This is a genomic window from Umezawaea sp. (assembly GCF_036375055.1).
Taxonomy (GTDB): Bacteria; Actinomycetota; Actinomycetes; order Mycobacteriales; family Pseudonocardiaceae; genus Umezawaea.
In genome coordinates this window covers 62,601-78,089 of the sequence record NZ_DASUSQ010000027.1, presented here as the reverse complement: position 1 = coordinate 78,089, position 15,489 = coordinate 62,601, and the positions used below count along the sequence as shown (strand labels likewise).

At 74.5% G+C, this 15,489-nt stretch carries 22 protein-coding genes; 8 read left to right on the top strand and 14 right to left on the bottom strand.

Going from position 1 to position 15,489, the window contains the following annotated elements; genetic code table 11:
* The first annotated feature begins 102 nt into the window (after positions 1-102).
* Positions 103-369: a hypothetical protein gene (locus VFZ92_RS09125; RefSeq protein WP_330875386.1), complete on the top strand. Its 267-nt coding sequence runs from the start codon at positions 103-105 to the stop codon at positions 367-369.
* A gap of 39 nt (positions 370-408) precedes the next feature.
* Here the strand turns inward: VFZ92_RS09125 and VFZ92_RS09120 are convergent, their stop codons facing one another.
* Together VFZ92_RS09120 and VFZ92_RS09115 are read right to left on the bottom strand one after the other, a co-directional pair.
* Complete coding sequence (locus tag VFZ92_RS09120) at positions 409-1,221, bottom strand: nitroreductase/quinone reductase family protein (RefSeq protein WP_330875385.1); 813 nt, start codon at positions 1,219-1,221, stop codon at positions 409-411.
* 223 nt (positions 1,222-1,444) lie between these two features.
* Positions 1,445-2,293, bottom strand: a complete 849-nt coding sequence (locus VFZ92_RS09115; protein WP_330875384.1) for an EamA family transporter — start codon at positions 2,291-2,293, stop codon at positions 1,445-1,447.
* 69 nt (positions 2,294-2,362) lie between these two features.
* Between VFZ92_RS09115 and VFZ92_RS09110 the strand changes: the two genes are divergently transcribed.
* Both VFZ92_RS09110 and VFZ92_RS09105 read left to right on the top strand, forming a co-directional pair.
* Positions 2,363-3,208, top strand: a complete 846-nt coding sequence (locus VFZ92_RS09110; RefSeq protein ID WP_330875383.1) for a LysR family transcriptional regulator — start codon at positions 2,363-2,365, stop codon at positions 3,206-3,208.
* A 43-nt stretch (positions 3,209-3,251) separates the two neighbouring features.
* A complete protein-coding gene (locus VFZ92_RS09105; protein ID WP_330875382.1) occupies positions 3,252-4,004 on the top strand; it encodes a GNAT family N-acetyltransferase in 753 nt (250 codons plus the stop codon).
* A gap of 3 nt (positions 4,005-4,007) precedes the next feature.
* On the opposite strand, the gene VFZ92_RS09100 is transcribed toward VFZ92_RS09105, so the two are convergent.
* The 4 genes from VFZ92_RS09100 to VFZ92_RS09085 are packed head-to-tail and all read right to left on the bottom strand — an operon-like array spanning position 4,008 to position 6,398.
* Positions 4,008-4,670 (bottom strand): RraA family protein, encoded by a 663-nt coding sequence (locus VFZ92_RS09100; protein ID WP_330875381.1) that lies wholly within the window; start codon positions 4,668-4,670, stop codon positions 4,008-4,010.
* 9 nt (positions 4,671-4,679) lie between these two features.
* Positions 4,680-5,738: a TetR family transcriptional regulator gene (locus tag VFZ92_RS09095; RefSeq protein ID WP_330875380.1), complete on the bottom strand. Its 1,059-nt coding sequence runs from the start codon at positions 5,736-5,738 to the stop codon at positions 4,680-4,682.
* Between the two features lie 51 nt (positions 5,739-5,789).
* Positions 5,790-5,924, bottom strand: a complete 135-nt coding sequence (locus VFZ92_RS09090) for a hypothetical protein (RefSeq protein WP_330875379.1) — start codon at positions 5,922-5,924, stop codon at positions 5,790-5,792.
* 9 nt (positions 5,925-5,933) lie between these two features.
* Positions 5,934-6,398 carry a GNAT family N-acetyltransferase gene (locus tag VFZ92_RS09085; protein WP_330875378.1) on the bottom strand — a complete coding sequence of 155 codons (465 nt, stop codon included), beginning with the start codon at positions 6,396-6,398 and terminating at the stop codon, positions 5,934-5,936.
* A 96-nt stretch (positions 6,399-6,494) separates the two neighbouring features.
* Here VFZ92_RS09085 and VFZ92_RS09080 point away from each other — a divergent pair, with 96 nt between their 5' ends.
* Genes VFZ92_RS09080 through VFZ92_RS09065 form a run of 4 tightly spaced genes read left to right on the top strand, consistent with a single transcriptional unit; the run spans position 6,495 to position 9,262 of the window.
* Positions 6,495-6,920 carry a helix-turn-helix domain-containing protein gene (locus tag VFZ92_RS09080; RefSeq protein WP_330875377.1) on the top strand — a complete coding sequence of 142 codons (426 nt, stop codon included), beginning with the start codon at positions 6,495-6,497 and terminating at the stop codon, positions 6,918-6,920.
* Positions 6,917-7,741, top strand: a complete 825-nt coding sequence (locus tag VFZ92_RS09075; protein ID WP_330875376.1) for an alpha/beta fold hydrolase — start codon at positions 6,917-6,919, stop codon at positions 7,739-7,741. The genes VFZ92_RS09080 and VFZ92_RS09075 overlap by 4 nt, the downstream gene beginning before the upstream one ends.
* Positions 7,738-8,055: a DUF4180 domain-containing protein gene (locus VFZ92_RS09070; protein ID WP_330875375.1), complete on the top strand. Its 318-nt coding sequence runs from the start codon at positions 7,738-7,740 to the stop codon at positions 8,053-8,055. Before VFZ92_RS09075 ends, VFZ92_RS09070 begins: the two co-directional genes overlap by 4 nt.
* A 40-nt stretch (positions 8,056-8,095) precedes the next feature.
* On the top strand, positions 8,096-9,262 hold the full coding sequence (locus tag VFZ92_RS09065; protein ID WP_330875374.1) for a glycosyltransferase: 1,167 nt from the start codon (positions 8,096-8,098) through the stop codon (positions 9,260-9,262).
* Here the strand turns inward: VFZ92_RS09065 and VFZ92_RS09060 are convergent.
* The 5 genes from VFZ92_RS09060 to VFZ92_RS09040 all read right to left on the bottom strand — a co-directional run bounded on the left by VFZ92_RS09060 (position 9,251) and on the right by VFZ92_RS09040 (position 13,051).
* Positions 9,251-9,511 (bottom strand): hypothetical protein, encoded by a 261-nt coding sequence (locus tag VFZ92_RS09060; protein ID WP_330875373.1) that lies wholly within the window; start codon positions 9,509-9,511, stop codon positions 9,251-9,253. The two genes, VFZ92_RS09065 and VFZ92_RS09060, sit on opposite strands and share 12 nt — an antisense overlap.
* Before the next feature lie 16 nt (positions 9,512-9,527).
* Positions 9,528-9,740, bottom strand: coding sequence for a hypothetical protein (locus tag VFZ92_RS09055; RefSeq protein ID WP_330875372.1), 213 nt, complete (start codon positions 9,738-9,740; stop codon positions 9,528-9,530).
* 19 nt (positions 9,741-9,759) lie between these two features.
* On the bottom strand, positions 9,760-11,469 hold the full coding sequence (locus VFZ92_RS09050; protein WP_330875371.1) for a M6 family metalloprotease domain-containing protein: 1,710 nt from the start codon (positions 11,467-11,469) through the stop codon (positions 9,760-9,762).
* 223 nt (positions 11,470-11,692) lie between these two features.
* The gene (locus VFZ92_RS09045) at positions 11,693-12,061 is read right to left on the bottom strand and encodes a hypothetical protein (RefSeq protein ID WP_330875370.1); all 369 of its coding nucleotides are present in this window, start codon (positions 12,059-12,061) and stop codon (positions 11,693-11,695) included.
* A gap of 264 nt (positions 12,062-12,325) precedes the next feature.
* Complete coding sequence (locus tag VFZ92_RS09040) at positions 12,326-13,051, bottom strand: SDR family oxidoreductase (protein WP_330875369.1); 726 nt, start codon at positions 13,049-13,051, stop codon at positions 12,326-12,328.
* A 95-nt stretch (positions 13,052-13,146) separates the two neighbouring features.
* Between VFZ92_RS09040 and VFZ92_RS09035 the strand changes: the two genes are divergently transcribed.
* Complete coding sequence (locus VFZ92_RS09035) at positions 13,147-13,983, top strand: LysR family transcriptional regulator (protein ID WP_330875368.1); 837 nt, start codon at positions 13,147-13,149, stop codon at positions 13,981-13,983.
* Positions 13,984-13,987: 4 nt separating this feature from the next.
* On the opposite strand, the gene VFZ92_RS09030 is transcribed toward VFZ92_RS09035, so the two are convergent.
* The 3 genes from VFZ92_RS09030 to VFZ92_RS09020 are packed head-to-tail and all read right to left on the bottom strand — an operon-like array spanning position 13,988 to position 15,488.
* Positions 13,988-14,629 (bottom strand): adenosylcobinamide amidohydrolase, encoded by a 642-nt coding sequence (locus tag VFZ92_RS09030; protein WP_330875367.1) that lies wholly within the window; start codon positions 14,627-14,629, stop codon positions 13,988-13,990.
* The gene (locus VFZ92_RS09025; RefSeq protein ID WP_330875366.1) at positions 14,626-15,012 is read right to left on the bottom strand and encodes a hypothetical protein; all 387 of its coding nucleotides are present in this window, start codon (positions 15,010-15,012) and stop codon (positions 14,626-14,628) included. Before VFZ92_RS09025 ends, VFZ92_RS09030 begins: the two co-directional genes overlap by 4 nt.
* Entirely contained in the window at positions 15,009-15,488 is a 480-nt protein-coding gene (locus tag VFZ92_RS09020; protein WP_330875365.1) for a hypothetical protein, read from the bottom strand. Before VFZ92_RS09020 ends, VFZ92_RS09025 begins: the two co-directional genes overlap by 4 nt.
* Between the last annotated feature and the right edge of the window lies 1 nt (position 15,489).

The window sequence follows — 15,489 nt, the reverse complement described above, 5'->3', positions numbered from 1 at the left end:
GCGCCGCGATGTCGACAGCGGTGGGTGATGTGCGATGTTGACGTCATGAGCAGTCCTCCGGCCCGACCGTCCACACGGCACACTCCTGACCCGACGAGGCAGGTGGAGGCATCGCAGCACGGCGGCGAACCGTACCGTGCCGGTGCCACCGGCTGGGTCGTCCACGCCGTCCAGGCGATGGGCGGTCCGTCGTTCTGGTGCGGTCCCGACTACGGCGACGGCACGGCGGCGGGCCCGTTGGAGAGCGCGCTGTACTGGCCCGACCGCCGGTCGACCTACCGCGCGCTCATGCAGGCGTTCGGCTCGGTCGCCAACGCGAGCGCCAAGGGGTTCTCCCCCATCGAGCTGCCCGACCAGTCCGGCCGCTGACCCGTCGTGGGTGGGCGGACGGCCCACCCACGACGCCGGTCACCTCGGTGGCCAGGGCACGTCGCCGAGCACGGGCAGCAGCCACCCCTCCTCGCGGTCGAGGTGCGCCTCCAGCTCCTCCGCGAGCCGGTCCAGCTCGGCCCGGAAGCCGTCGGCGTCGGAGGCGGCCAGCAGCGCGAGCAGGTCGCCCTTGATCCGCGCCACGACCCGGTGCTCCTCGCGGAGCCGGTGCAGCGCGCCCGCCAGGTGCGGGTGGTGGACCTCGACGCCGGGGAAGACGTGCTCGTCCTCGCTCGTGTGGTGGAACGTCAGCGCCTCGCAGAAGGTCAGGCAGTGCTGCCGCAGCTCCAGCCCGAGCGCGCCGGGCGGTCCGGACTCGGCCCGGATCTGCCGCACCTGCTCGCGCAGCCAGGTGTGGACCTCCACGAGCTTGTCCGCCAGCGTGGTGACCCGCGCCGTGCGCGTGAGCACCACGACGGGCGGGGTCCGGGTGGTCCGGCGCTGGTGGTCGGCGTAGCCGGGCGCGGCCCGGACGACCAGCGCGAACAGCTCGTCCCGCCGCGCGCCCTCCGCGGGCGTCGCGACGGCGGTGAACGACTCGGTGCCCAGCTCGACCCGCACGGCGGGGTCGGCGAGGACGTCGTGGAACCAGTCGGGGTGGTGGTCCGCCCCGTCCGCGGAGCCGACGACCAGCAGGTGGTCGCCGTCGCGGACGAAGCCGAGCGGAACGGTGCGGTCGGGTCCGGACCGCGCGCCGGTGGTGGTGAGCAGGAGGAGGTCGCCGTCGGGGAAGGAGGCGACCTCGCCGCCGTTGGCGCGGAACTCGTCGATGACGGAACGGGTGAAGGACACGGTTGTGCTCCAGGAACGGGTGCGGTGCAGCTGGGGACGGAACCGGACGCACGCGCCGAGGTGCGGTCACTCGGGGTGCGTGGAGCGGTTACGTCGGACGCGGGAGGCTCATGGCGTGGTCCCGTGGGTGAAGGGGTGTCGCCCGGTCTCCGACCCGCCCACAGCTCTTCGGTCGGGACCACGCGCACCGCGCCACCATTAGAGCGAGCCCGCGATCCCCGTGTCAAACCACGGGTCCCCCCGCGCTCCGCACCGCGCCCACCCCGGCGACGACGACCAGGGCGACGGCGGCGACGTCCAGCGGGCCGAGGCGCTGGCCGAGGACGAGGTGGCCCGCCACCGCGGCGACGGCCGGTGAGAGGCTCATGAGGACCGCGAACGTCGACTGGCGCAGCGTCCGCAGGGACAGCAGCTCCAGGCTGTAGGGCAGTGCCGACGACAGCAGGGCCACGGCCGCGCCGAGCCCGAGCGCCACGGGGTGCAGCAGCGCGGTGCTCGCCCCGAACGGCAGGCTGATCACGGCGCTGACGGCCATGGCCAGCGCGAGGCCGTCGGCCTTGGGGAACCGGCTGCCCGTGCGGGCCGAGCACAGGATGTAGACCGCCCACATCGCGCCCGCGCCCAGCGCGAAACCGGCGCCCACGAGGTCCAGCCCGCCGAGCCCGCCGCGCCCGAGCAGCGCGACGCCCGCCAGGGCGAGGGCGGCCCACAGCCAGCTCGACGCGCGCCGGGCCGCGACGACCGACAGGGCCAGCGGACCCAGCACCTCCAGGGTGACCGCCGCGCCCAGCGGGATGCGGGCGACGGCCTGGTAGAACATCATGTTCATCGCGGCCAGCGCCACGCCGAACGCCCCGATGACGGCCCAGTCGGCCGGGCGGTGCCCGCGCAGCCGGGGCCTGCACACGGCGACCATGACCGCCGCGGAGATCGTCAGCCTCAGCGTCACGACCCCGAGGGGCCCGGCGAGCGGGAACACGAGCGCGGCCACGGCGGCGCCGAACTGCTGGGAGACGACACCGCCGAGGACCAGGCCGACGGGGACGGTCGCACGGGGCGCGGTGGTGGTCACGCACGCCACGCTACGAACGCAGGGAACGCCTGTGAAATGCCTGTCCTCCAGCGGTTATGCTTGCCGGACATGACCGTTGAGCTGCGTCACCTGCGCTGCTTCCTGGCCATCGCCGAGGAAGCGAACATCACCCGCGCCGCCGCCGTGCTGCACGTGGGGCAGCCCGCGCTGTCCCGCACGCTCCGGCAGCTGGAAGAGCACCTCGGTGTGCGGCTGGTCGACCGCTCGACCCACCACCTGCGCCTCACCGAGGCCGGGCACGCGTTCCGGACCAGGGCGGCGGCCGCCGTCGCCGCCGTGGACGACGCGCTGGACCCGGCCCGCGTCGGCACGTGGCCGCTGCGCCTCGGGCACGCGTGGGCCGCGCTCGGCGACCGCACGACGACGTTGCTGCGGCGCTGGCGGGAGACCCACCCGGACACCCCGCTGGAGCTGCTGCGGATCACCGACCCGACCTCGGGCCTGGCGGCGGGCAAGACCGACGTGGCGGTGGTGCGCGGGCGGACCGACGGGCCCGGAGCGCCGCTGACGACCGAGCCCCGGCTGGCGGCCGTGCCCACCGGCGGCGACCTGGCGGAGCGCTCGACGCTGGAGCTGGCCGACCTCGTCGACCAGGTGGTCACCCTGAACCCGCCGACCGGCACCACGACGATGGCGCTGTGGCCCGCGGCGGCGCGGCCGAGCCGGACGCTGGTCGTGGCCAACACCGACGACTGGCTGGCCGCCATCGCGGCGGGCCGCGGCGTCGGCGTCACGACGACCGCCGTGGCGGGCATCCACGCCTACCCCGGCGTCACCTACGTCCCGCTCACCGACGCGCCGCCCGTGCCGGTCCACCTGGTGTGGACCGACCCGCCGCGCCACCCGGCGATCCCGGCGCTGCTCGCGCTGGCCCGCGAGGTCCTCGCGGGCTGAAACCCGGTTGCCCCCGCGCCGCCGGTCGTGGTCGGCTGCCGCGATGGACAAGCAGGCGGTGCTGGCCGCGTTCGACCACCAGGTCCGCAGGCACCCGACGACCGACGGCGAGGTCGAGCGCGACCCCGACGTCATCCGCACGATCAGCCCCGGCTGGACCGGCGTGGAGTGGTCCTCCGTGGACGCCTCCCGAGCCGACGCCGTGATCGCCGCCCAGGTGCGGCGGTTCGCGGGCACGCCCTGGGAGTGGAAGCACTACTCCTACGACTCCCCCGCCGACCTGCCCGACCGACTCGCCGCCGCCGGGTTCACCCCGGAGCCGCCGGAGACCCTGCTGGTCGCCGAGATCGCGGACCTGCGCCTGGACGTGGCGCCGCCGGAGGGCGTGGAGCTGGTGCCGGTCGTCGACCGGGCCGGGGTCGACGCGCTGGTGGCCGTGCACGACGAGGTGTTCGGCGGCGACCACGCGGCCGTCGGGGACCTCGTGCTGGCCGGGCTGGACCGCGACCCGAGCACGCTCGCGGCCGTGGTCGCGGTGGCCGGGGGCACGCCGGTGTCCGCCGCGCGGGTGGAGTTCCACCTCGGCACCGAGTTCGCGAGCCTGTGGGGCGGCGGCACGCTGCCGGGGTGGCGCGGGCGGGGCGTGTTCCGGGCGCTCGTGGCGTTCCGGGCGGCGCGGGCGGCGGCACGCGGGTTCCGCTACCTCCAGGTCGACGCCACCGCCGACAGCCTGCCGATCCTGCGGAGGCTGGGGTTCGTCGACCTCGCGACCACCACGCCGTTCACCCACCCCTGACCGTCAGACGATGAACCCGAGCCTGCTCGGGGTCCCGTTGAGGACGTTCTCGCGGTGGGTGCGGAAGTTCATCGCCGAGAACAGGCTGCCGCCGTCGGCCAGCATCGCGAGCACGGCCTCCTCGCTCGCGTTGATCGCCTCGGCGGTGGCCACGGCGGCGGTGAGGCGCTCGACGGACGTCACCAGCACCCCGTCGTCGTCGCCGAGCACGAGCGCGCCGGGGCGGATGTTCACGCCGCCGCAGCGGATCGGCACCTGCGTGCGCGGCGGCACGAGCGCGGTGCCGGACCGCGGGCAGCTTCCGCGCGCGTAGACGGTGAACCCCAGGGCCTTCAGGGTGTCGAGGTCGCGGACCAGTCCGTCGACCACGATGGCGGACAGGCCCCTGCGGTGGGCCTCGGTGGCGAACAGGCCCCCGGCGACGGCGACCACCGGGGTCGTGGACGCGTCGACGACGAGCACGTCACCGGCCTGCGCGAACTCCAGGCCCTCCAGGACCGAGAGCAGGTCGCCGTCGGAGTGGACGGTCACCGCGCGGCCGGCGACGGTGCCCGTCCCCGAGACCCGGCGGATGCCGTGGTCCATCGTCGGGAGGCTCTTGTCGGCGTCGCTGACCACGGAGACGGGCAGGAGGCGGGCGCGGGTCAACAGGGTGTCGAGGTCCATGGGGGAACCCTAGGGCGACCGGTCGGCCCCCGCGGGGGTCGCGACGGCGTCGCCCGCGCCGAAACCGGTGGCACGGGCCACGATCCGGCCCGCTTCCACCCGGACGGCGGACTCGGTGGTGTCGCCGACCGAGGGCACGCCCGCCGCGGCGGCGAGGAACCCGCGGTCGTCGACGACGACCCGCAGCCGCGGCCACGCCGAGCGCGGGAACGCCCCGCGCAGGTGGTTGCGGAGTTCGGTGACGGTGAGCCGGACCAGCGGCGCCAGCTCGTCGGGCTGCCCGGTGACCACCACGGCGGTGACGGCGGCGCCCGCGCGCAGGGCGGCCTCGACCGCGGCGACCCGGTGCGTGCCCAGCACCAGCACCACGCCGTCGAGCGGCGCGGGCTCGCCGGTGAGCAGGTCGGTCGCGGGCACCGGCTCCCACGGCTCGTCCACGACGTGCGCGGCGGCGGCGAGGTGCGGGTCGAACCACCGGTCGTCCAGGTCGAGGTCCGCGAGCTGCTCGCAGGCGCGGACGACGTTGAAGATCTCGCCGAAGCCGGGCGCGGCGGCGGCCAGCGCGGTCGCGCCGTGCAGCGCGGTCAGCGCGGCCTCGGCGACCCGGACCAGCCGTCCGGCGGTCGGGTCCAGCCGTTCCAGCGCGAGGCCGAGCACGATGGCGTCCAGCATCAGCAGCTGGGCGTACGGGAGGCGCGTGACCTCGTCGGCCATGACCTCCGGGACCAGGTCCACGCCGAGGCGGGCGGCACCGTGGGCGGGGTCGGTCGCCATCGGCAGCCCGGCGACCCACGTGCGGGCGAGCAGGCCGAGCGCCTCGCGGACCGTGCGGCCGGGTTCGGTCGACGGCTCGGGGGCGCGGGCGGCGGCGTCGGCCAGCACGGCGAAGTACAGGGACCGCTTGCCGGGGAAGTTGGAGTAGACGGCGCCGCGGGTGAGGTCGGCGCGGTCGGCGATGCCGTCGACCTTGGCGTCCCGGAAACCGCGTTCGGCGAACTCGGCCCTGGCGGCGGCCAACACCCTGGCGCGGTTGCGCTCCTGCGTCTCCGCCCTGGTCAGCCGGGCCATCGTCCTCCTGCCGTGGTCACGGCCCCCAAGATACCGCGATCACGCGCACGGTCACGTCGTCCGGGCCCGCCCCTGGACGGCGTCCCGCCGAGCCCGGCGGGCTGGAGCCCGACGCCGCCCGGAGGTGATCGGGACCAGCGGGAACAGGTGGCCCGGCGAGGGCGGGGACACGAACGGCACGCGCACGGGAACCTCCTAGCGGGAGAAGAGGGTCATCGTCACGCCGGGGGCGAGGTCGCGGAGGCCGGTCGGGGCGAACCCCCGGCGGCGGTACAGGGCCACGGCGGGCAGGTTCGCCGTGCCGGTGGCGACCACGGTCCGGGCGGCGGGTTCCAGCCGGTCCAGCTCGTCGAGCAGCGCGCTCGCGACGCCGGTCCGGTGCGCCCTCGGGTGCACCACCAGCCGGCAGATGTCGAGCGTGCCGTCGTCGAGCCTGACCCACGACACCGCGCCGGTCAGGCCCTCGGTGCCGAGGAACGACTCGCCGCACGAGCGCAGGTCGTCCGGCGACTCGTGCAGCGGCGGGATCGCGTCGAACCCGATCAGCTCCGCCTCCACGGCGTACGCGGCGCGCTGCAACTCCCACAGGCCGCGCAGGGTGTCGGGGTCGGACAGGTCGAGTCGGCGGATCACGGCGGGGTGTGCGGACGGGGTCACCACCCTCCCACCGTAGCCGGCGATCCAGGATCACGTCGTCGAGCGCCCATTATTCCCTATCTTCCACTCACTGAAATCAGATAGGGTAGTTTGCGGAACATGTCCGCAGAGCTCTACTCCGTCGAGCAGGTCGCCGAGAAGCTCGGCCTGCACGTCCGCACGGTCCGCAACTACGTGCGGGACGGGCGGCTGAAGGCCGTCCGGATCGGCAAGCAGTACCGGATCGCGCGGGAGGACCTCGACGAACTGGTGGGGCAGGCGCCCTCGGCGTCGCCGCCCGCGTCCCGGCACGTGGAGGTGTCCAGCGTCGTGCGCGTGGACGGGATCTCCGCCCGCGACGCCGATCGGATCATCACGCTGCTCATGGCGCTGGTCAACGGACCTCGGGACGGTGACGGGCCGCTGCGCGTCGAGACGATGCACGATCCGGAGCGGTCGAACCTGAAGATCATCGTGCTGGGGAGCGCCGACACGACGAGCGAGCTGCTGAAGGGCATCGGAATGATCACGGGGGAGGACGGATGAGCGAGATCTACCGCACGGCCGCGGGTGGTGAGGCCGTGCGCGAGCGGTACCGGACCGCGCTGGACGAGTGGCCGGTGCCCGCGACGCGCCTGCGGCTGGACACCCGTGCGGGCGAGACGTTCGTGCTGGTCAGCGGGCCCGTCGACGGGCCGCCCGTGGTGGCGCTGCACGGCTCCGGCGGGAACGCGACGACGTGGATGGCCGACATCGCCGTCTGGGCCCCGCACCTGCGGGTGCACGCGGTCGACGTGATCGGCGAACCGGGGCTGAGCGCTCCGGTCCGGCCCGAGCTGGGCTCGTCCGCGCACGTGGAGTGGCTGGACGACGTCGTCGACGGGCTGGGCCTGGACCCGACCGCCCTGCTGGGGATGTCGCTGGGCGGCTGGCTCGCGACGGAGTACGCGAGCAGGCGACCCGAACGGGTCTCGCGGCTGGTCCTGCTCGCGCCGGGCGGCTTCGGGCGGCGAACGTTCGGCTGGGTCCCCCGCGCCCTGCCGTTCCTCGCGCTGGGCGCGTGGGGGCGGCGGCGGGTCGTGCGGATCGTGACCGGCGCCGACCTCGGCCCGGTGGCGACGTCGATCGGCGCCACCTTCGGGGAGTTCCGGCCCCGCAGGGAGATCCCGGTGTTCCCGGACGCGGTGCTGGAGCGGTTGACGATGCCCGTGCTGGTGGTCGTCGGCGACCGGGATGCGATGATCGACTCCGCCGGGACCGTCCGCCGGGTGGCTGCGCTGGTGCCGCACGCCGACGTCCGGGTCGTCGACGGTGCCGGGCACCTGCTGCTGGGGCAGGCCGGAGCGGTGCTGGAGTTCCTGCGATGACCGGGGTGCTGAGGCTGTCACCGGACGGCCCGCGGCTGCGGGTCGAGCAGGACGCCGCCGACGTGATCGGCGAGGCGTGGTCGGTGTCCGCGCACACGGTGGTGGTTCCGGTGGAACGGCTGGACGAGGGGTTCTGGACGTTGAGCACGCGGGTCGCGGGCGCGGTCGTCGGGAAGTTCGCCACCTACCGGCTGCGGCTGGTCGTCGTCGGGGACATCTCCGAGCGTCTCGCCGCCAGCGCGACGCTGCGGGCGTTCGTCGACGAGGCGAACCGGGGACGCGAGGTGGCGTTCGTGGAATCGTTCGAGGGGTGACCCCGGCGGGGACGTCGGGCGGACGCGGGGGGTGGGGGCGATGAGGGTCCTGTTCAGCTTCGTCGGGGGCGGCGGGCACTTCCAGCCGATGGTGCCGCTGGCGCGGGCCGCGGCGGCGGCGGGTCACGCGGTGGCGTGCACGGGTGCGGCGGCGTTGCTGCCGCTGGTCGAGCGGGAGGGGTTCACGGCGTTCGCGTCCGGGCCGAGCCGGGTGGCCGCCGCCGAACGGCGACCGCTGCTGCCGCTGGACCGGGAGCGCGAGGAGCGGGACGTGCGGGAGGGGTTCGCGCGCAGGACCGCCCCGGAGCGGGCGGACGCGGTGCTGGAGCTGATCGGGCGGTGGCGGCCGGACGTGGTGGTGTGCGACGAGATGGACTTCGGGGCCATGGTCGCGGCCGAGCGGGCGGGGATCCCGCACGTGCCGGTGCTGGTCATCGCGTCCGGGTCGTTCCTGCGGCCGGACGTCGTGGCCGAGCCCCTGGAGGGGCTGCGGGCCGCCCACGGGCTGCCCGCCGATCCGACCATGACGATGCTGAGCCGCGACCTGGTGCTGTCGCCGTTCCCGCCGTCGTTCCGCGACCCGGCGTTCCCGCTGCCGCCCACGGCGTTCTCCTTCCGGGCGGCGGTCGACGGCCCTCCGCCCGCGCCGATCGCCGTGCCGGAGGACGTGCCGACGGTGTACTTCACCCTGGGCACGATCTTCAACATGGAGTCCGGCGACCTGTTCACGCGGGTGCTGGACGGGCTGCGGGAACTGCCCGCCCACGTCGTGGTGACCGTGGGCGGGCAGATCGACCCGGCGGAGTTCGGCCCGCAGCCGCCGCACGTGCGGATCGAGTCGTACCTCCCGCAGGACACGGTGCTGCCCCGCTGCTCCGTCGTCGTGTCGCACGGCGGTTCCGGCACCGTCCTGGGCTCGCTGGCCCACGGCGTGCCGTCCGTGCTGATCCCGATGGGCGCCGACCAGCCGCACAACGCCGACCGGTGCGCGGCGCTCGGTGTCGGCGTGTCGCTGCACGCCGAGCACGCGACGTCGGCGGAGATCCGGGACGCGGTCGCGACCGTGCTCACCGACCCGGCCTACCGGCGGGCGGCGCGGCGGGTGCGCGACGACATCGCCGCGCTGCCCGACCAGACCGCCGCGCTGGCGCTGCTGGAGGACCTGGTGGCCTCCCGGACGGGCAGGCGCCCGACGTCAGGTCCCTGAACCCGGTCCGGCGCCGGGGGGTTCCGGCAGCTCCGCCAGGGGGCGCGGTTCGGGGGCCGACGCGTCCGGGAGCGCGAGCGCGTCGACCGGCAGCGGGCTCGGGCCGTCCCCGGACGGCGCGCCCGCGGGGCCCGGCCGTCCCAGGACGTCCAGCGGCAGCGGGCGCGGTGCCTCACCGCCCGCGGCCGCCCCGGCGGGCGGCGACTCGTCTGCGCTGCCCGAGATGTGGATGGTCACGCTGGTTCCCATGGGAGTCTCCCGCCGGTCAGAGGTAGGCCTGGGTGATGTTGTCGCCGCCGTCCAGGACGACGAACGCCTGCTTGTCGTTCGCCTTCGCGGCGGTCAGCACCAGGTGGACGTTGGTCGTCCCGTCGGTGGCGTTGGGCAGGATCTTGTGCCAGGCCGAGGTGCTCGCCAGGTGCGCCCAGGCGTTCTGCGAGTGGTGGCTGGCGAAGATCTGGTTGATGGTCGTCCACATCGGAGGGTCACCTTCCCGCTCAGAGGAGATACGCGTCGTAGACCGACGTGGCGTCGGCTGTGATCGAGACCTTCTTGCCGTTGGCGCGCGCTTCGGTGAGGACCGCCAACATGTTCGTGACGCCGTCGGGGTTCCCGGCCCGCACCTGGCGCCAGCCGAGGCCGGCGAGCGCGGCCCACGCGTTGCCCGAGTGGTGGCTGGCGAAGACCATGTCGACGGCGAGGTCGCCGTACCACTGCGGTCCCGTCGCCTTCGTCCGCACGGTCATGGTGGCGCCGGGCGCGGAGATCTCCTCGATCTCCAGCCCCGACGCGCTGCCGTCCCACCAGTTGCTGTTCGGCGCGGTCGCGCTGCCGAACGCCGGGGCCGCGGGTCCGCCGTGCAGGTCCTCGCTGTCGCCCGCGTTGGCCCGGTGCTCCAGGTCGAAGCGGTTGTCGGCCTGCTCCAGCGAGAGCTCGTAGTGCAGGGCCGGGGTCATCTGCTCGTTGCTGTTGTCGCCCGTCTCGTCGACGTGCCAGATGGCCAGCCCCGCGTCCGGCACCGCCGTGTCGCGGCCCGCCTGCCGCCGGTTCTCCATGATGAAGTACTCGGTGGCCGACCTCCGGTGGACGAGGAAGTCGTTGCTGCCCGCGGCGATCGACGTGGTCGTGCCGGGGGTCAGGGTGGTGAGCCTCGACGTCCACCCGGCCGCGTTCTTCAGGTAGGCGTCGACCTGCACCGGGTTGGTGTCCGATCCCCCGAAGCACATGAGGCAGTAGTGGCCGACGCCGTTGCCGACGAGGACGCTGTCGTAGTCGTAGAGGTCGGGGAAGTCGCAGACCATGTGGCCGTTCTCGTGGCAGAACGTCCGCAGCGTCAGCCTGGTCCCGAGGTCGGTGATCTGGTAGTCGGAGAACGTCCTGGTCGCCGAGGCCGCGTACGGCGTCGCCAGCGCCCACGAGTGCGGCCAGAGGCCTTCGGACCAGTTGTTCACCCGGTCCCCCGCGTAGAACAGGCTCAGCGCGTGGACGAAGCCGCCGCTGTCGCTGCTGAGGACCGAGAAGTCGAACCCGCTCGCCTTGAGGTGGTCGAGCGCCTCCTTGATCAGCTCCTGCGCGCGGGTGCCGTACGGGATGGCCCGGTCCGTGTAGTGCGCGCGGGGGTGCTCCGCGCGGTGGTAGGCCGCCACCCGGTTGCGGTACCGGAGCTTGCCGTCGGACACCGCGAGGAAGTAGTCGTAGGCGGACCCGTTGTTGCCGAAACCGGTGAAGCCGACCTGGTTGCAGAAGTTGTCGACGTCGTTCCTCGTGATCGTCGCGGGCACGTCCGGGAACTCCACGAGGAGCACCAGCCCCGTGTAGTCGCCGACGGTCGCCGCGGGCGGCGGGGCACCGGCCGGACCGTCGGCCGCGCCGCGCTGGGCGAGCCTGGCCCGTCGCCGGACCTGCCAGCGGGGCTCGCCGCCCAGTTCCTCGCGGACGGTCCGCGCGCGGGCGGTCACGGCGGAGCGGGCGGCGCGCAGGTGCGGCGGCAGGGCGAGCGCCCGCGCGTCGGCGGCCACCGTCTCGCCGCTCGGGACGAGGTCACCGCTGTCGGTGTCGAGCGCGGCGAAGTGGTAGAAACCGCTGTCGGGATCCGGGACGACCGTGTAGCCGTCGGTGGTCTCGAAAACGGCGCTGAACTGGTTCCCCCAGCCGCGGACCTGGAATTCCGATCCGTCCGGATTGCGAAAGGTGAACTGTTCACCCACGAATGGACTGGGCATGTCTTCGGCCCTCCCCGGTCGAGTGGTATCGGCTTCCCCCGCGTCGTCGCCGAGCCGTGAGGAGCCTCTGCTGGGGTAATCGGCGGTCGCGGGGAAAGCGCGCCGGCCTCCGGGCCAGGTTCAGCCGAACGGAGCAGTCACGCTGGCCGAACGCCGCACCCGCTCGGCCGTCGCCGGGAGGACGGGCGCACCGGGTCCCGGCGGTCGGTCACCACCCGCTGCCGGGCCACCAGGTCTGGGCGTCGATCTCGCGCTGGTCGGCTTCCCGTTCGCGCCGACGCACCTGGCGTTCCTGCTGGTCGAGCAGGTGGGCGACCTGGTCCTGCTCGGCCTGGCGCCTCCCCAGTTCGGCCGCGCGGGAGTCCAGTCCCCGCTCGCGCTCGTCGTTGCGCGTCTCGCACCGGTGGAGCCAGCGCTCCCGTTCGTCCCCCTCGGGCCGGTGCGTGGTTCGGCCGTGGCACAGGGCAGCGGCCGACACGGCCGACTCCCGGTCGACCAGGTCCTGCTGCCGGGCCTTCTCGCCGTCCTCGACCGAGCCGGTCATGTCATCGCCCCACCTCGTCCACCTGTCGAGCATGGCAGCACTCCGCATTTCGCGACGATTCCGAAGCCCCGATCCGCACCTCGGCTGAAAGGAATTCGCGAACCGCCCTCGGTCGGCCGCTCCGACGCCCACCGGTCGTCGCGGCGGATTGTCCAGCGGTGGCAAGGCGATCGAAAACGCGTCGGCATCCGGTTCGCGATCGCGTCCCGGAACCCGCCCCCGGTAGTACCACCCCACTGGCATCGAATCGGATCGATTGGGAATCGATTGCGCTGGTCCCGACCGAGCGGCGGCCCGTCACCAGGGCACGGCGCCGTCGGCGTCGAACAGCCCTCCGGTCGGGCCGTCGTCCGGCAGCGTGGCGAGCCGGATCGCGACCCTGGCGCCGTCCGCGGGCGTGCTCGTCCCCCGGAAGCCGTTGAGGTCGGTCGCCACGTAGCCGGGGCAGGCGCCGTTGACCTTGACGGCGGTGCCGGCCAACTCCTTGGCGTACTGGACGGTGAGCGCGGTGAGGTAGGTCTTCGACGGCGAGTAGGCCGCGCTGACGCCGCCGAAGTCGACACCGGGGGTGGACTGGAGGGTCAGGGAGCCGACGTGGCTGGACTGGTTGACGATCCTCGGGTGTTCGGAGCGGCGCAGCAGCGGCAGCATCGCGTTGGTGACCCGGATGACGCCGACGACGTTGGTCTCCAGCACCGCCCGGACGTCGTCCGGGGTGGCGGTCGAGGGCGTGTCCGGCCACGCCCCGGCGACACCCGCGTTGTTGACCAGCACGTCCAGCCGCCCGGCCCGCTCCTCCAGCAGCACGGCGGCGGCCCGCACGCTCGCGTCGTCGGTGACGTCCAGCGGCACGCCGAACGCGTCGACGCCCGCCGCCCGCAGCGCCGCCACGGCGTCCTCGCGCCGCCGCTCGTCCCTCGCCCCGATCCCGACGCTCCAGCCCAGCGCGCCGAGCCCGGCCGCGATCTCGTACCCGATCCCCTTGTTCGCGCCGGTGATCAACGCGGTCGTCCGTTCGTTCATGCCGTTGATCGTGGCCGCGCGGCGGCCGGGCACCAACACCGTCTGGGTGGTGCGTCGATACCCTGGCGGTATCGATCGGCCGGTAGGCTGGAGCCGTGGAGACGCGGGAGCTGCGGTACTTCGTCGCGGTCGCCGAGGAGCTGCACTTCGGCCGTGCCGCCCAGCGCCTCGGCATCGCCCAGCCGCCGCTGTCGCGGACGATCGCCCAGCTCGAACACCGGCTCGGCGTCGCGCTGCTGGACCGCACGAGCCGCAGGGTGGCGCTCACCGGAGCCGGGTCGGTCCTGCTGGCCGAGGGGCGGGCGGTCCTCGGGGCGCTGGCCGCGGCCGAGCGGCGGACCCGGCACGCCGCGACGAGCACGCCCGCGCTCGTGCTGGCCGCCAAGACCGGCGCGTCGGGCGACCTGCTGGCGAAGCTGCTCGACGCCTACGCCGCCGAGCCGGGCGCGGTGGCCGTGGACCTGCTGCTGTGCGAGTCCCAGCCCCAGCGCCCGCTGCACGACGGCCGGGCCGACGTCGCGCTGCTGCACCTGCCGTACGACTCGACGGCCGACCTGGACACCGAGGTCCTGACCACCGAGGGCCAGGTCGCCGTCCTGCCGACCTCGCACCCGCTCGCCCGCCGGTCCCACGTCCGGACGGCGGAGGTCGGCTCGCTGCCGGGCCTCCCGATGGCCCGCTGGCCCGGCCCCGACGGCACCTACCCCGACGGTCCCGGCGCCGAGGTCCGCAACCAGACGCAGCTCTTCCAGCTGATCGCGCTCGGCCGCACCACGGTGGTCCTGCCGGAGTCCTGCCGCGCCGCCCTGCTCGACGGCCTGACCGCCGTGCCGGTCGTGGACGCGCCGCCCGTGACGACCGTCGTCGCCTGGCCGCCGCACAGCCGGTCCCGAGCGCTCGCCGACCTGGTCCGCACGGCCACCCTCCTCTGAGCGCTCACTCCCCCGGCCGGTCGGCCCAGGTCATCGGCGACGTGCGCAGGCCGGCCCGCACGGCGGCGTGCACGGCGCGCGCCAGCCGGGCGCCCTGCACGGACCGGGGCCCGCCGTAGGGCTCGGTCGGACCCGTCGTCGGGCACAGCAGCACGGTGGCGTCGGTCGGGGTGCCGGTGCCGGGCACACCGCCCTCCAGCAGCGCCTGGGCCTTGGCCTCCGCGACGGTCGCCACGGCGTTGACCAGCGCCGCGGGCGTCAGCCGCACGGGGAACCAGCCCACGACGTTGATCGTGCCCGGCAGCCACGCCAACTCCTCGTCGCCCGCCGCCCAGGTCGGGTGGGCGCCGATCCCGGTCGTCGCCGTGACGGTCACCCCCCGGTCGGTCACGGTCTCCGCCCGGTGCACGTCCAACGCCGTGAGCACTCCGGTGCCGGGTCCGGTCGCCCCGCACGCGGCGGCGAGCGCGGCCACGTGCTCGCCGGGGTCGTCGCGGTCGTAGTCGGAGCGCACGGTGGCGTTGAGGACCCAGTTCCGCTCGCCGAGGCCGCCACCGTGCACGGCGGACGAGATCGCCAGCCACGGCCGGTCGGCCCGCCACAGCAGCACCGGTCGGCCCTCGACCTCGTGGTGCTCCAGCCTCACCCGGCTCCCCCCGCCCGGACCCGGAACGCCCGGTGGGCGAGCAGCACGCGGGCCGCCGTCCAGCCCGGCATCTCCGGGAGCGGCACGAAGGCGGTGCCGCCCAGCGGCAGCGGCACCGTGACGAGGCCGCTGACGGTGACGAACGGGGACTCGCGGGAGCAGGCCGTCATCCGGGCCCGGTCGGGTCCTCCGCAGGTCGGCGGCGGCTCGCCGAACGGGAAGCAGGCCTGCACGGCCGAACCGCCGGCCCCACCGCCGACGTCGAGCAGGCGCGCACCGCGTCCGAGCCGGGCCCGCCCGCCCACGGCGTGCGGCGCCGCGCCGGGGAGGTCCTGCGTGCGGTGCTCCGGCGCGAGGTCCTCGGTGGGGCCGGCGGCGGTCACGCCCGGAAGCCGAACGACGCGACGAAGGCGAAGTTCGCGGACGAGTTGCTCAGCCGCACCAGCAGGAAGTCGTCGTACAGGCCGGGCGGCACGTCGGTGTCGACCTGGACGCGGACCCCGACGAAGGCGGGGAACGCCAGCCCCGAGAGGTCGACCTCCACCTCCTTGACGTTGTCGTCGGCGCTGGTGAGCCGTTCACGGGCCAGGACGGTGCGGTTGGCGTGGTTGGGCTGGGTGGGGTCGGGCACGTAGGCCGCGACGGTGATGAGGTGGCCGGGGTAGCCCTGGAACGTCTGCACGTCCCTGGTGCGCACGACGAGCGTCGTCGTGTCCGGCGCCGACTGGTCGGTCTTGTCTAGGGTGATGGGCAGTTCGACGCCAAGGCCGCTGTAGGCGGCGTCGCCGTGGATCCCGGGCTCGTCGCCCAGGTGCGTCCGGCCCTGCCAGATGAGTTCCGCCTGTGCGCTCAACGCCATG